This window comes from Sodalis-like endosymbiont of Proechinophthirus fluctus (assembly GCF_001602625.1).
Classification (GTDB): domain Bacteria; phylum Pseudomonadota; class Gammaproteobacteria; order Enterobacterales; family Enterobacteriaceae.
Map to the genome: position 1 here is coordinate 13,923 of NZ_LECR01000023.1, position 351 is coordinate 14,273.

The 351-nt window shown below is 55.8% G+C and carries 1 protein-coding gene; it reads left to right on the plus strand.

The annotated features are described in order from the left end of the window. Nucleotides 1-351, plus strand: a 351-nt coding sequence (locus tag BG74_RS16090; RefSeq protein ID WP_369678485.1) for an FtsX-like permease family protein, incomplete at both ends; no start/stop codon positions are given.

Consider the following 351-nt stretch of genomic DNA (forward strand, 5'->3'; position numbering starts at 1 on the left):
GTAGAAAGGTTGAGCTTGCAGTCTTTGCCGGACGGCTTAGTGTGGCATGATTGGCGCGAACGCAAGGGGGAATTATTCCAGGCCGTGCGTATGGAAAAGAATATGATGGGCCTGCTATTGAGCCTGATCGTCGTGGTGGCGGCGTTTAATATTATCACCTCGCTCGGACTGCTAGTGATGGAAAAGCAAGCCGAAGTGGCGATTTTGCAGATCCAGGGACTGACTCTCCGGAAGGTTATGCTGGTATTTATCGCCCAGGGAGCCAGCGCCGGCATTGTCGGCGCACTCTTGGGCACCGGCCTCGGCGTTTTGCTGACCAGTCAACTGAATCGTCTGATGCCGGCCCTCGGG